This is a genomic window from Kaistella sp. (genome assembly GCF_041824135.1).
In the GTDB taxonomy this organism is placed as follows: domain Bacteria; phylum Bacteroidota; class Bacteroidia; order Flavobacteriales; family Weeksellaceae; genus Kaistella.
Window position 1 is genome coordinate 20,945 of sequence record NZ_JBGZYM010000118.1, and the last position, 14,759, is coordinate 35,703.

General features: G+C 34.4%; 11 protein-coding genes. 7 read left to right on the plus strand and 4 right to left on the minus strand.

From position 1 onward, the window contains the following. Positions 1-92: 92 nt before the first annotated feature. The 3 genes from ACEYOS_RS14930 to ACEYOS_RS14940 all read right to left on the minus strand — a co-directional run bounded on the left by ACEYOS_RS14930 (position 93) and on the right by ACEYOS_RS14940 (position 4,167). A complete protein-coding gene (locus ACEYOS_RS14930) occupies positions 93-2,018 on the minus strand; it encodes an ATP-binding cassette domain-containing protein (protein WP_373709891.1) in 1,926 nt (641 codons plus the stop codon). Positions 2,019-2,195: 177 nt separating this feature from the next. Beyond that, positions 2,196-2,882 (minus strand): response regulator transcription factor, encoded by a 687-nt coding sequence (locus tag ACEYOS_RS14935; RefSeq protein WP_373709892.1) that lies wholly within the window; start codon positions 2,880-2,882, stop codon positions 2,196-2,198. After that, complete coding sequence (locus ACEYOS_RS14940) at positions 2,872-4,167, minus strand: sensor histidine kinase (protein WP_373709893.1); 1,296 nt, start codon at positions 4,165-4,167, stop codon at positions 2,872-2,874. Before ACEYOS_RS14940 ends, ACEYOS_RS14935 begins: the two co-directional genes overlap by 11 nt. A gap of 169 nt (positions 4,168-4,336) precedes the next feature. Here ACEYOS_RS14940 and ACEYOS_RS14945 point away from each other — a divergent pair, with 169 nt between their 5' ends. Further along, complete coding sequence (locus ACEYOS_RS14945) at positions 4,337-6,709, plus strand: outer membrane beta-barrel protein (protein ID WP_373709894.1); 2,373 nt, start codon at positions 4,337-4,339, stop codon at positions 6,707-6,709. 747 nt (positions 6,710-7,456) lie between these two features. Here ACEYOS_RS14945 and clpB read toward each other — a convergent pair. Further along, a complete protein-coding gene (gene clpB, locus ACEYOS_RS14950) occupies positions 7,457-10,051 on the minus strand; it encodes an ATP-dependent chaperone ClpB (RefSeq protein WP_373709895.1) in 2,595 nt (864 codons plus the stop codon). A gap of 349 nt (positions 10,052-10,400) precedes the next feature. Here clpB and ACEYOS_RS14955 point away from each other — a divergent pair, with 349 nt between their 5' ends. The 6 genes from ACEYOS_RS14955 to ACEYOS_RS14980 form a co-directional block, all read left to right on the plus strand. Further along, the gene (locus tag ACEYOS_RS14955; RefSeq protein ID WP_373739295.1) at positions 10,401-11,489 is read left to right on the plus strand and encodes an FAD-binding oxidoreductase; all 1,089 of its coding nucleotides are present in this window, start codon (positions 10,401-10,403) and stop codon (positions 11,487-11,489) included. 29 nt (positions 11,490-11,518) lie between these two features. Further along, complete coding sequence (locus ACEYOS_RS14960) at positions 11,519-11,794, plus strand: hypothetical protein (RefSeq protein WP_373709096.1); 276 nt, start codon at positions 11,519-11,521, stop codon at positions 11,792-11,794. A 15-nt stretch (positions 11,795-11,809) separates the two neighbouring features. After that, complete coding sequence (paaA, locus tag ACEYOS_RS14965; protein WP_373709095.1) at positions 11,810-12,754, plus strand: 1,2-phenylacetyl-CoA epoxidase subunit PaaA; 945 nt, start codon at positions 11,810-11,812, stop codon at positions 12,752-12,754. 1 nt (position 12,755) lies between these two features. After that, positions 12,756-13,352, plus strand: a complete 597-nt coding sequence (locus tag ACEYOS_RS14970; RefSeq protein ID WP_373709094.1) for a hypothetical protein — start codon at positions 12,756-12,758, stop codon at positions 13,350-13,352. Between the two features lie 19 nt (positions 13,353-13,371). Further along, entirely contained in the window at positions 13,372-14,292 is a 921-nt protein-coding gene (gene hutG / locus ACEYOS_RS14975; RefSeq protein WP_373709093.1) for a formimidoylglutamase, read from the plus strand. 322 nt (positions 14,293-14,614) lie between these two features. Continuing rightward, the coding region (locus tag ACEYOS_RS14980; RefSeq protein ID WP_373797608.1) for an acyl carrier protein at positions 14,615-14,759 on the plus strand (145 nt) is incomplete at its 3' end.

The following is a 14,759-nucleotide window of genomic DNA, read 5'->3' on the forward strand; positions in this document are numbered from 1 at the left end:
TTTCCGCCCAATTATTTTCAGCAATAAAAAACCGTGTCAAGGTTTAGAACCTTGACACGGTTAAATGTGGATTGCGTAATTTATATTTTCGGTTACCCTTCTAATTGTGTACCCAAATATTCCCATTCCTGCAAAGCTAAATCTAAATCTGCCTTTTTTGTATTGTACAATTCTAGAGTCTCTTCAGATGGATTTTCAGTCGTAAAAGTTTTTTCCATTTCTTCGATTTTTAATTCGAGTTCAGAAATTTTCTCTTCAACTTTCTTGATTTTATTTTGAATGTTTTTTTCTTCTTTACTGACGATCACCTGTTTTTTCTCAACCGGCTTTTCAACTACTTTCGCTGGAGCTGGTTCGCTGCGTAATTCCTGTAATTTCGATTTCTCAGCAGAAATTTCACGAATACTTTCTTTCTGACGGAACTCTAAGTAATCATTAACATCACCCAGGAATTCTTTCATTCTTCCATCACGGAATTCAAAAATCTTATCGCTCAAACCTTGTAAAAATTCACGGTCGTGAGAAATAACGATTAGAGTTCCTTCAAACTTCTGTAAAGCCAGTTTGATAATTTCTTTCGACTGAATATCCAAGTGATTCGTTGGTTCATCCATAATCAACGTGTTGAACGGACGCAATAATAATTTACACAAAGCCAAACGGTTACGTTCACCACCCGAAAGCACTTTTGTTTTCTTGGTAACATCATCACCTTGAAAAAGGAAACTTCCCAATAAGTCACGAACTCTCGGACGGGTTTCTTCGGTTGCCGCATCTTCAGCTTCCTCTAAAACGGTTTTGTTCGGTGTTAAAACTTCCTCTTGATTTTGAGCGAAATAGCCAATATTTACGTTATGTCCAAGATTCCATTCTCCGGAATAATCCTTAATTTCTCCTGAAAGAATTTTTGCGATGGTTGTTTTCCCCTGACCATTTTGGCCTAATAAAGCGATACGCTGTCCACGTTCGATGAAGAAATCAACCTCATCAAAAACCTGTTTATTACCATATGCTTTTCCTAGGTTCTTCGCTTCGAAAATTACTTTTCCTGGAGTTACCGCTGGTTGAAAACGAATATTAAATTTGGAAACATCGTCAGTATCAACTTCAATTCTTTCGAGTTTATCTAATTTTTTAATCAAAGATTGCGCGAAAGAAGATTTGGTTGCAGAAGCACGGAAACGGTTGATATTATCTTCCATCTGCTTGATCTCGACATCCTGATTTTTCTTGGCCTGGATCTGTTTTTCCTTACGCTCTTTACTTAATTCTAAATATTTGGTATAGTTGGCTTTGTAATCGTCAACCTTCTTATTATTAATATCAAAAGTTCTGTTACAAACTGAGGTCATAAATTGCTTATCGTGACTCACCAACACAATTGCACCAGGATATTCTTTTAAAAATGATTCAAGCCAAATGATGGATTCCATATCCAAGTGATTGGTTGGCTCATCGAGTAACATCAAATCGTTTTTCTGCAAAAGGAGTTTCGCCAATTCGATTCTCATTCTCCAACCACCAGAAAATTCATCGGTGATCTTATGAAAATCATCAGCTTTAAAACCTAATCCCAATAAGACTTTCTCGACATCACCTTCTAGATTATAAGCATCGTAATGCATCAAAAGATCATTCAATTCCGTCATTCTATGAATCAAATTTTCATAGTAATCACTCTCATAATCAGTTCTGGTAACCATCTGATGATTCACGTCTTCCAATTCGTCCTTCATCTTGTTGATTGCTTCAAAGGCTTGAAGGGTTTCATTCCAAACGGTACGACCTTTTACAAAATCTAAATCCTGCTTTAGAAAACCTATGGTCACGACTCCTTCCTGAACAATACTGCCTTCGTAGAAATTAATTTCACCCGTAAGCATCTTTAACAAAGTAGATTTACCCGCTCCATTTTTACCCACCAAACCGATTTTATCATCTTTTTTGATGGTGAAATTTACATTTTGAAAAAGGTAATTTCCAGAGTGATGAAGACCTAAACTTTGAACAGAAATCATATTTTTGAGTGCTAATTATTGAGTGAATTTTCGAGGTGCAAAAGTAGTGAAACTAATTGAATTACAGACTATCTTGTGGCTAGAATCGCTCAGATCATCATGCAGACTTATAATGAGGTATGCTTTTAAAAACCAACTACTTACTTAATTCTATTCCGATCTATATAAAAGATGACCTTATTCGACAGGAAAATCGATTTCAAATCCGACTCCTCTAATTGACTGAATTTTTATCTGCTCATCATGTCGAAAGTACTTTCTGATTCTGCTGATAAAAACATCCAGACTTCTGCCGGTAAAATAATCGTTGGTTTCCCACAAATTATCTAAAATATCATCGCGTTTAATGGTTTGCTTATTTTGCTTCAAAAGATAAAGTAAAAGATCTTTCTCGCGAATGGTTAACCGCACCTTTTCATTGGAATGAGTCAGCAAAAGTTTTTCTGAATCTAAAGTATACTCCCCGATTTTGAAGTTAGTTTCTAAAGTTGGAGAAATTACCCTTTTCAAAATATTTTTGATTCGAAGAATGAGTTCCTCAGGATTGCAAGGTTTGGCAATGTAATCGTCAGCTCCAATTTTAAGACCAGTTAATCGGTCTATTTTCTGATTTTTGGCCGATAGGAAAAGCAAAGGAAAATCAGGTTTCTCTTTCAAAATAATTTTGGCCAAAGAAAAGCCATCGATATTCGGCATCATAATATCTAAAATGCCAATATTAAAACAGAAATTAGATTTTAAAATTTCCAACACCTCTTCTGGATTTTGAAACCAAAGAACTTCAAAATCACTTAATTCCAGATAGTGCTTTAGAATAAGTCCAAAATCTGCATCGTCTTCTACCAAGAGAATTTTAGTTTTCATACGGCAGATTTATTTTAAAAGTGGCTCCTTCTTTCGGCTGACTCACTACGGATATCGTCCCATTATTTTTTTTAATGATTTCTTGGACGAAATAAAGTCCAAGTCCAAGACCTTTGATATTATGAATATTATTGGATTGTATTCTGTAAAACTTTTCGAAAATATTTTTGAATTCTTTCTTTTCGATTCCTTGACCATTGTCAGAAACTTCTATATCTAAATTTACTTGCGTTTGATCGATGTTGATTTCAATAATCGACCCGCCATATTTGACACTGTTTTCGCAAAGATTTTTCAAAACGGTTTCTATCGAATTTTTATCAAAAGGAAGTTCATGCGACGTATTATTTTTAAGAGTAAATTGAATAGATGGATTCACAAATGCTAAATCCTGAATAACAAAATCCCAATCTTCAGGTTTTATTTTAATCATTTCTCCATCACTTTCATTATGATGCAACTGAAACATTAGACTTTCTAAACGGGAAACCTGTCTTTCAATCAAAGGAAGCGTGTTAGGATTCCAATCTTTTCTTAAAGTTTTGGTCGCAATTTTCAACGTTGCAATGGGTGTTTTGAATTCATGTGAAATATTATCAACGATCGTATGCAAGATCTCGACTTGCTTTTGTTGTTTGATTAAATTTTTAATAGTAAAAAAATACAAGAGTAAAACGCCAAACAGAAGAGCAACACAGCAAAATATCAGCACGATCAATTCTTTAAAAATAATACTTTTAATGTTCAGAATTTCGAAACTCGTTTTGCTTTTCACCAGGAAAACATTGTTTCTGGGAATGTCTTTTTCCTTCTCCGAGACAAAACTTGAAGACGTTTCCCAAGTTCCTGTATTTAAAATCCCGGGGTTTTTCACTTTGTTTTTGGTCTCATAAAGAACGACGGGCTTTTCAATCAGGTGAATATTATCGGGCACGAAAAGAATTGACGAAAACTCAATTTTGGCAGCTACCTGATATTTTTCTTTAGCAAATTGCTGATCAACAAACTGACTCACGTATTTTTCATTAACCTTTCTGTTCTCTTCAAACGCATTTAGAAATTGCGTCTTGGTAATTTCATTGTTTTTGAATTCAATAAAACTTTGTTGTAACGAATCATTGGTGATGGTAGTAATCCCTCCTTGGTTTTCTAAACGATCTGTAAAGTTGCTTAATTGATCATAAACTGTTCTATAAATCTCTCTTTCCTTTAATTCATAAGTCTTGACTAGAAAAAAGCCTTGAATCCCTATTAACAGAAGAAATAAGATTGTAAAAGCGGCCACAAGATTTTTACTTTTCGAAATCATAGTAACAAAGATAAATGAATAATGGCTTCCCAATGAACATTAACTCATCATTAACCTTCCGTTAACCGAAATTCTCAGCGACATCAAAGACCTTTGTCTCAATACTTTATAAAACATAATTCTCCTTAATCAAAAACTTATGATCATGTATAAATTCTTGCTTTTGTTATTCTTCCCGCTGATGTTATTTTCTCAAAAACAGAAAATCGAGGGAACGGTTGTTAATATTCAGAATGAAAAACTTCCTCTTGTGACTATTGAAGTTTACGATTCTCAAAACACTTTAATTAAAAAATTGATGACTGGAGAAAATGGTGATTTTTCTATCGACGGTATTTCTGAAACTTCGATTAAATTAATATTTAATGATTTAGAATACAACCAGCTTGAAGAAACGATCGACTTGGTCAAATATAACAAACCACTCACGATCATGCTCAAAAAAAACATTAAAGATATTGAGGAAGTCGTTATGATCAAACAAAAACCTGTAGTGACAAGAAAAATCGACCGTTTGTCATTTAATGTAGAGAACAGTAATATCTCGACATTAAACGCTTGGGAAATTTTAAAAAAAACTCCTGGAGTAACTTCCAGCAATGATGTCTTGTCGATCAAGGGAAGTCAAAGTATTTTGGTAACCATTAATGATAAAAAAGCAATGTTGACAGGTGATGAGTTAAAAAGTCTTTTAGAAAACACCCAGGGCGAAGAGATCAAATCTGTGGAAGTCATTACCAATACACCCGCAAAATATGAAGCGTCAGGAAGTGCAGTGCTCAATATCATGATGAAGAAGAATACGATTGAAGGTTACCGCGGAATCATTTCTTCGAAATACGTTCAAAGTCAATATGCAAAAGGAGTGGCGGGAATTTCTCAATATTACAAAAAAGATAAACTTTCGTTGATGGCAAGTTACTATTTGGGTGCTGGAACTTATTACCGAGAGGGAACAGATTACGTGAATTATGTAGAAGATCAGACGCGCTGGATAAGTATTATGGACCGGAAAGATCAAAATAAAAGTCAGAATACCGTCAACTTTAATATTGACTATGAAATTGACAGCCTCACCAATTTAAGCCTCAACTACGCGGGATCGTTCAGTCCAAAATCGTTTGGAACTTATAACGTGCCCACTTTAATTTATAATAATCAAAACAATGTAGAATCGAAATACACCACCATTAATGATCATTATTCACGCTCAATCAATAATGTTCTGAGTTTTCAAGTCGATCGGAAATTAAGTGAAAAAAGTAACATCAGCTGGATCAATTATTTCGCCGGAAATAATGCTAAGAAATATCAAAATGTGCTCACTTATTTAGATTTTGTGAATCAGGATCCTGAGGAAAATAATTTTATAACCCATAATAAAAGTGATGTTCAACTGTATTCAACCCACGCAGATTATCAATGGAAAAATGAAAAATGGGAAATTGAATCGGGTGTAAAATATAGTTTAGTAAAAACCAATAGCGTTCTTCAATTTTCCGAAAGTGAAAATGGAGCACTTCAATACCGGCCTGATAAAAGCAATGTCTTTGATTATCACGAGCATAACTTTGGCCTCTATTCTTCACTTGCTTATAATCCAGGAAAATGGAACTTTAAAGCAGGATTGCGTGCAGAAAAAACAGATCTTGAAGGGATTGTTTCCGAACCTTATGAAGTCAATAAAAATAATTACTGGAAACTGTTTCCAACTTTGTATGCACAATACACCACCACGAATAATCATCAATTTGGAATGTCTTACGGTAAACGAATCAGCAGACCTTCTTATTCCTGGTTAAATCCCGCAAAGTCCTACTATAATCTGTTTTCCTATTTCCAGGGTGATCCGAAACTGAAAGCGACGATGATTCATAACCTCAACTTTAATTATACTTACAAAGACTGGAATCTGGATTTTTATTATCGAAAAGAAATTGATCCTTCCATGGAGATTAGTTTTCAGGAACCAAGTACTAATTCGCTCATCTACCGTTTCACCAATATTGAAAAAGATCAGGCTTATGGTTTGAGTTTATATAAAAACTTTCAAATCAAACCTTGGTGGAGTTTCAGTTTATCAGAAAATTTAGAGCACAATGAAAACTATTTTGTTGGTATAGACTCCATTTTGTATAAAAATAAAGTTTGGAACTGGTCTTCCGATCTTTCCACAAGTTTCACCCTGGATAAGAACAGTGATTGGAAATTAGAAATCGGCCATCAATATAATTCGCCTTCCATACAGGGAACCTTTACCATTTCTGGCTCCTCCTCTACTTATTTGGTGATGAACAGGAAGTTTTTCAGTAAAAAATTAGAAGCAAGTCTTTTCTTTAATGATATTTTTAAAACCTCCCAAGAACAAGTCACTACCAAATATTCAAATCAGGATAACTATTTCCTGGATTATCGTGACACCCAGAATTTCATCATTTCTATAAAATTTAATTTTGGAAATCAAGCGGTAAAAAATGCTAAAACAATTGAAAAAGTGGAGGAGCAGGATCGAATGTAAAGCTGCCTTTTTAAAAATTTAAAAACTCTTTGAAAAGTGGAAATTTAATTTTACAGTTCTTTTTATTTTGGAATTAGAGCATTTAATTATAAAATCCATGTAAGGATTAATTAAATTTTGATCAACAAAAGCTGCTGTACAACCACTTAAAAAAGAATCGTCAGTTTATTGAACTTTTTTACTTTCCTATTTTTTTCATTTGTACATTTTAAGACAAAAAAAAGAATCCACCGATGAAAGTGGATTCTAAAAACACAAATGATGAAAAAAAATTTATTCTTTGCTTTTACAAGCATTGAACGGTGCAAATATTAGCTTTTTTTTTCGCATACCAAAATATTTATGATCTTTTTTTCAGCATACTACCAAAAGTCATGATTTAAAAAAAAGAACCCGCTAATTGCTCAACGGATTCAAAACACAAATGATGAAAAAAAATTTTCAAATGTAAAGTTGCAAATATCTAGCCACCAAATATTTAATTTGAAAATATGGTTAAAACTATTCAGCAGATTTACACTAGACTGCTTTGTACACGTAATTAATTAAATCTGAAAATTAATTTTCTGAATTCATCATATTAAATTAAATTCATTAAATATTGAGTACAAATAGTTAAATTAATTTAAATCAAATATTAAGTGATCAACATTTTAGATATGAATAATACATTTTATAATATCGTAATTAGATTGCATACAAAAATCCACCAAAACAGATCTTCGGTGGATTTTCTTTAGTTGGTTATTATTGATCAGTCGGTCGGAAAACCAATCCGCTCTCATCAAAATAATCTAACGTAATTCTATCGCCGTCATTTACATGTCCGGCCAGTATTTCTTTGGACAATTTGTTTAGAACCTCTTGTTGTAAAACCCGTTTTAAAGGTCTCGCTCCAAAACTTGGATCATAACCTCTGTTGGTAATATACGTGAGTGCATCTTCGGTCGCCGTCATTATGATTCCACGTTTTGCTAACATATCATTGAATCCTCTGAGTTGATAATTAACAATTTTACCAATTTCTTTTTTATTCAAAGGTTGAAAGAGGACGGTTTCATCAATTCTATTTAAAAACTCTGGTCTTAAAGTTTGTTTCAGCAAAGTGAAAACTTCTTCTTTCGTTTTGTCTACGATTTCTGTCACATTCTCGTCGGTAATCTTTTCAAAGTTTTCCTGAATAATATGAGAACCTAAATTAGAAGTCATAATGATAATTGAATTTTTGAAATTCACGACTCTTCCTTTATTATCTGTTAGTCGACCATCATCTAAAACTTGCAATAAAGTATTGAAAACATCAGGATGCGCTTTTTCAATTTCATCTAAAAGTACGACTGAATAAGGTCTTCTTCTCACCGCTTCCGTTAGTTGACCACCTTCATCATAACCGACATATCCTGGAGGCGCACCAACCAAACGCGACACCGAATGTCTTTCCTGGTATTCACTCATATCAATTCGGGTCATATTATTTTCATCATCGAAGAGATATTCTGCCAACGCTTTTGCTAATTCCGTTTTTCCAACACCTGTGGTTCCGAGGAACAAGAAACTGCCGATTGGTTTTTTCTCGTCACTTAATCCGGCCCGATTTCTTCTGATGGCATCTGCAACCGCTTCGATCGCTTCTTCCTGACCAACGACTCTTTTGTGAAGTTCGTCTTCTAAATGCAATAACTTTTCTCTTTCAGACTGAATTAATTTAGTCACGGGAATTCCCGTCCATTTTGAAATGACTTCAGAAATCATTTCAGCGGTGACCTCTTCTTTAATTAATTCATTTTGATGGTTTTGCATTTCTAATTCTAACTTCTGCAAATCATCTTCTTTCTCCTTAATTTTACCGTACTGAATCTCAGCAACCTTCGCATAATCTCCAATTCTAGAGGCGCGCTCAGCTTCTAATTTCAGGGCTTCAATATCTTTTTTGATAGAGGTAAGATCTTCAGATTTTTGTTTTTCTTTCAACCATTTCGCATTGATCTCATTTCTCTGTTCACCAACTTTAGAAATATCTTCTTTCAAATGTTGAACTTTAATATCATTTCCTTCTCTTGAAATGGCTGCCAATTCAATTTCCATCTGCATTAATCTTCGATCCAAAACATCAAGCTCTTCAGGTTTTGAATTGATTTCCATTCTTAACTTAGCGGATGCTTCATCAATCAAATCGATCGCTTTATCCGGTAAAAAACGGTCAGAAATATACCGTTGCGATTGTTCTACCGCCGCGATAATTGCTTCATCTTTGATGCGAACTTTGTGGTGTGCTTCATATTTATCTTTAATTCCACGCAAAATAGAAATGGCGGATTCAGTATCCGGCTCTTCAACCATCACTTTCTGAAAACGTCTTTCTAAAGCTTTATCTTTTTCAAAATATTTTTGATATTCATTTAAAGTGGTTGCTCCAATTGCTCTAAGCTCTCCTCTCGCCAAAGCTGGTTTTAAAATATTTGCAGCATCCATCGCACCGTCTCCGCCGCCAGCACCAACTAGAGTATGAATCTCATCGATGAATAAGATGATTTGTCCATCAGACTTAGTGACTTCATTGATGACAGATTTCAGTCTTTCCTCAAATTCACCTTTGTATTTTGCACCAGCGATCAGAGCGCCCATATCTAAAGAATACAAAGTTTTATCCTGCAAGTTTTCGGGAATATCGCCGGAAATAATTCGATGTGCGATTCCTTCTGCAATCGCAGTTTTACCTACGCCAGGTTCACCGATTAAGATTGGATTATTTTTCGTTCTTCTGGAAAGAATTTGTAAAACTCTTCGGATTTCTTCATCTCGTCCAATTACGGGATCGAGTTTCCCTTCCGCGGCGAGTTCATTAAAATTCTTGGCGTATTTATTCAAACTCTGGTATGTTTCCTCCGAACTTGCAGAGGTAGCCTTCGACCCTTTTCGCAATTCTTTGATGGCCATTTCTAAACCATTTTTGGTAATGCCCATATCTTTGAGCATTTTGGAAACGTCGGAATTTACATCAAAAAGAGAAAGCCAAAGATGTTCGATGGTGACGAATTCATCCTCCATTTTCTTAGCTACATTTGGTGCATCGAGCAATACTTTATTTGCAGTTTGCGATAGATACACATTACCACCTTCTACTTTTGGAAGCTTCTCGATATTTTCGCGGTTTCTTTCTCTAACTAAAGTTAATTCCGCTTCTGATTTCTTCAATAAGAAGTCAGATATATTTTCATCGATCTGGAAAATGCCTTCCAACAAATGTTGTGGTTCAATACTTTGATTACCAAACTCCATCGCAATTTGTTGCGCTTTCTGAATGGCTTCCTGTGATTTTACGGTATATTGATTTAAATTCATAGTAATAATTTTTTAGGTTTCAGAAACAGTAAGAATCCATATAAAGTTACGAATTCCTACTCCTCCTTATCAATCTATTTTTAATTCTGATTTCTTATCCTCAAAAAGCATTCTATTCAACAATATTAATTAAAAGCGGTCAAAATTTCCGAATTCAATAAATATCAGATAAAATTCAAGTCATTATTTCCGAATTCGAAGTTTTTTGATTGATTCAATTAAGACAAAATGGAAAGCAACATTTGAATTTGATTCTTAATAGAATCCGACGATGAGCGAAATCCCTTCCATGAGTTTCAAAAAATAAGTATATTTGTTGAACACCCATTTATTGAGATTTTAAAATAATATGCATCATTTTCATCAACTTAAAGCAACCAAAGTATCTAAGGAGACCAACGATTGTATTCATATCGGATTCGAAATTCCAGATAACTTAAAACACGAATTTTCATTTAAACAAGGACAATATATTAATGTACGGTTTGTTTTTGGGGAAGAAGATCTTCGCAGAAGTTATTCGATCATCAATGCTCCGAGCGAAGACAATTCGGAATTAGAAATACTGGTCAAACATCTGGACCAGGGAAAAGTTTCCACTTATCTGAATCAAGAATTAAAAGAAGGTGATCTCGTCGAAATCATGGCGCCATCTGGGCATTTCTACACGCACTATCATGTTTCCAATCAGAAAACGTATATAGGTTTAGCCGCCGGAAGTGGAATTTCACCAGTCTTATCAAATATAAAAGAAGCACTTTATCAAGAACCAAAAAGTTCTGCTTATCTTTTCTTTAGCAATAGAAGTTTTGTAGACATCATTTTTAAAAAGGAAATTGATGAACTGGTAGAGAAATTTGACGGAAGACTGAAAGTAATATTTCTTGTATCAAGAGAAAAGCATTTTGAAGATGAACTTTTTGAAGGACGCATTTCAGCAGAAAAACTGGATCTTCTATTTCAAAGATTTACAGATATTCCAGTTCAGGAGTGCACTTACTTTATTTGCGGTCCGTCAGAAATGATCAAAGGAATTTCTGATTATTTGAAAAAAGAAAAGAAAGTTCCGTCGCTGCAAATTATGTACGAATATTACGCGGCACCTGATGAAGAAGGGAATGCAGAAATGAGTGAGGAATTCAAAGCGATTCCAAATTTAGAAAGCATGGTTACTTTAATTATTGATGATGATGAATATTCATTTCACCTTAATTCAAAGAAAAACAGTATTTTAGACCAAGCTATAGCCGAAAAACTTCCGGTTCCGTTCGCCTGTAAAGGAGGCGTATGCTGTACCTGTAAAGCTAAGGTGATGGAAGGAGAAGTTTTTATGGACAAAAATTTCGCTTTAACTGAAGATGAAGTTGCGCGAGGATTTGTTCTGACCTGCCAATGTCACCCAACGACCAACGTGGTGATGTTGAATTACGATGTTTAAAGCCGCTTTAATTTAAAAAACTAACGATCATGAAAAACTGGAAATTTGCTTCATTAATTGAAGAAGAAAAAGAATTTAAAGTAGAAGGAATCAATATTTGGAATCATTATTGGCATTGCTCTAACCGAAAGATTGAAGTAATTGGGCCACTTAGTGGAAATCCCTACTTATTTAATGAATACGAAATTAGAAGTCCAGAAAAGACGATCACCTTTGTTGTTGGTGAATTCTCAGAAGGACGAATCGGACTTTATTTAATGGAAGAAGATGCAATTACTGCACACCAGTCTTCCAATGTTAATTAATTAAAAAGCCAAATCATGAATCAAGAAAAATTTTTAGAATACGTACAAGCCGAAAATAAAGTAGAACCGAAAGATGTAATGCCTGATGATTACAGAAAATTATTGGTTCGCCAGATTTCGCAGCATGCCCACTCCGAAATTGTAGGAATGCTGCCGGAAGCCAACTGGATTTCTCGTGCTCCAACTTTGAGAAGAAAAATGGCTCTTTTGGCAAAAATTCAGGACGAAGCCGGACACGGACTTTATTTATATGCGGCCACAGAAACTTTGAACAATGGAGAAATTGCGGCTGACCGTGATTCTACTTATAATGATATGCTTTCCGGAAAAGCAAAATACTCCAGCATCTTTAATTATCCTGCACTTTCTTGGGCAGATATTGGTGCGATCGGCTGGCTCGTTGACGGCGCTGCGATTATGAATCAGGTGATGTTGATGGGGAATTCGTACGGACCTTACTCGAGAGCGATGGTAAGAATTTGTAAAGAAGAATCTTTCCACCAAAGACAGGGTTATGAAATTTTGATGACGCTATGTCGCGGTACGAAAGAACAAAAAGATTTAGCACAAGAAGCACTGAACCGTTTCTGGTGGCCAGCTTTAATGATGTTCGGACCGAATGACGCTGACTCTCCCAACTCTCAGAAATCAATGAATTATCGAGTTAAGAGAGAAAGCAACGATGCTCTTCGTCAAAGATTTGTAGATGTTACCGTGTCGCAAGCAGAATTTTTAGGTTTAAAAGTACCAGATGAAAATTTAAAATGGAATGAAGAAACACAACATTACGATTTCGGCGAATTACCTTGGGATGAATTTATGGAAGTTCTGAAAGGAAACGGACCGTGTAATAAAAAGCGTTTGGAAACAAAACGTAAAGCGCAAAAAGAACATTCTTGGGTGAAGGATGCGGCGATTGCTTTTGCTGCGAATTTGAAAGAGGAAGAAGTTATAGGATAAAATGAAAAATAAGATTTCTTTCTTATTTCTATTTTTATTCTTACTTTTTTTCAAAGGTCAAGATATCAACAAATTGTCGGGTTTATCCAATGACTATTTAAAAGAGGAAATCAGGATTTATAAAGACCGAGGAATTACCAATAGTGGATTAATTTTTAGAATTTACAAGGAAAATAAAGTTTGGAACGCAGAATCTATTCAATGGTTTCTACCAACTGAAATAAGTTCTGACGAATTTAAAACTGTTCGTCCTAATAAGATTGACTTATCCTTCAACAGAAATATTGAGTTAATTTTTATGAATTTAGATGCATTAAATATTGGAGTGTTACCAATGGAAGATGCATTTCAATATAAAAAGGATAAAAAAAGCGTCGTTTGGGATGACGATGAAAACCAATATCTTCTTCAAATAAAAAAAGTCGAAATTTTAGATGGAACTTCATATTCTGTAATCTATCACTCGAATGAAAAATATAATGAGTTCACTTACAATAATCCAGAAAGTTATTTACAAAAATTCCCCGAAATTGATGAACTTAGTTCTTTCGTCGAAATTCTAAAATATATTAGAAAAGAATTCAAAATAGATTTTTAAACCTACAACAAAATTGTGCATGATTTGGACCGGACGCTTCGATGGTGATGAACCTTTATATCATAGAATTTTTCAAAGAGTTTCTTTGGAGGAAAATTATGACAACATTTCAACGAACGATTTCGTTCTACATGGTTTTGCGGTCGATGAAGGTGTGAAAAGAAATAAAGGAAGAGTTGGTTCAAAAGATGCTCCCGATGTCATTCGAAAAAATATCTCCAACTTTCCCGTCATTAATCCGAAATTCAATCTAAGAGATTTTGGAAATATAAAATGCGAAGATGAAGATCTGGAGAACGCTCAAATTCAACTTGCCGACAAAGTTCAAATTGTTTTAGAAAAAGGCGGGAAATCAGTTGTATTTGGTGGCGGACATGAACTTACTTTTGCTCACTATTCAGGAATTAAGAAAGCTTTTCCAACTCAAAAAATTGGCATCATTAATATTGATGCCCATTTCGATAACCGAGAAATTGATCCCAACATTGGTGCAAGTTCCGGCACAGGCTTTTGGCAAATCGCACAGGAAAAAGATATTCATTCTTTACATATCGGAATTCAAAGAAACTCAAACACTTTAAAACTTTTTGATACCGCTCATCAGTTCGGAATGAAATATATTTTAGCAGAGGAACTTTTCTTTGAAAACCTACCCAACCTTTACCCTAAGATCAATGAATTCATTGAGCAATCTGATGTTGTTTATTTAACCATCTGCATGGATGTTTTCAATGTTTCCATCGCACCGGGCGTTTCTGCGCTGGCATACAACGGGATTTTTGCAGACGCTGCTTTCATGCATTTATTTAAACTTATTTTAGGTTCTGAAAAGTTACTTGCGATGGATGTGGCTGAGGTCAATCCAACGTATGACACCAAAGAAATAACTGCTCGGTTAGCCGCTTCACTCGTTAATGAATGGTTCATGTTAAGTAATTGATATATTTTCTCTCCTTTATAATTCACCTCTCTTTTGTCACGATTCAAATCAAATCATCAGAATTAAAAGAGTTTAATGAAGCAAAGCAGAAATTATTACTTTGATAACCAATTGACTTTCACCTCTTCAAAAACAATAAATAAAAACAGTCGTATTTTTACGATAATAATATTACATTAGCATCGTGCTATTAGAGTAAGGATATGTTCCGCCGTCATTAAATCGCCTTTTACTAATTATTTAAAATTTGGTAAAAAAAGTTCAAATGATAAAGAATTTTATATCTTTGCAGCAACTAACAATTAATTAAAAATAATTTACTATGTCAGACATTGCATCAAGAGTTAAAGCGATTATCGCTGATAAACTCGACGTTGAAGAAACAGAAGTTACTCCAGAAGCTAGCTTTACTAACGATTTAGGAGCTGATTCTTTGGATACTGTAGAATTAATCATGGAATTCGAAA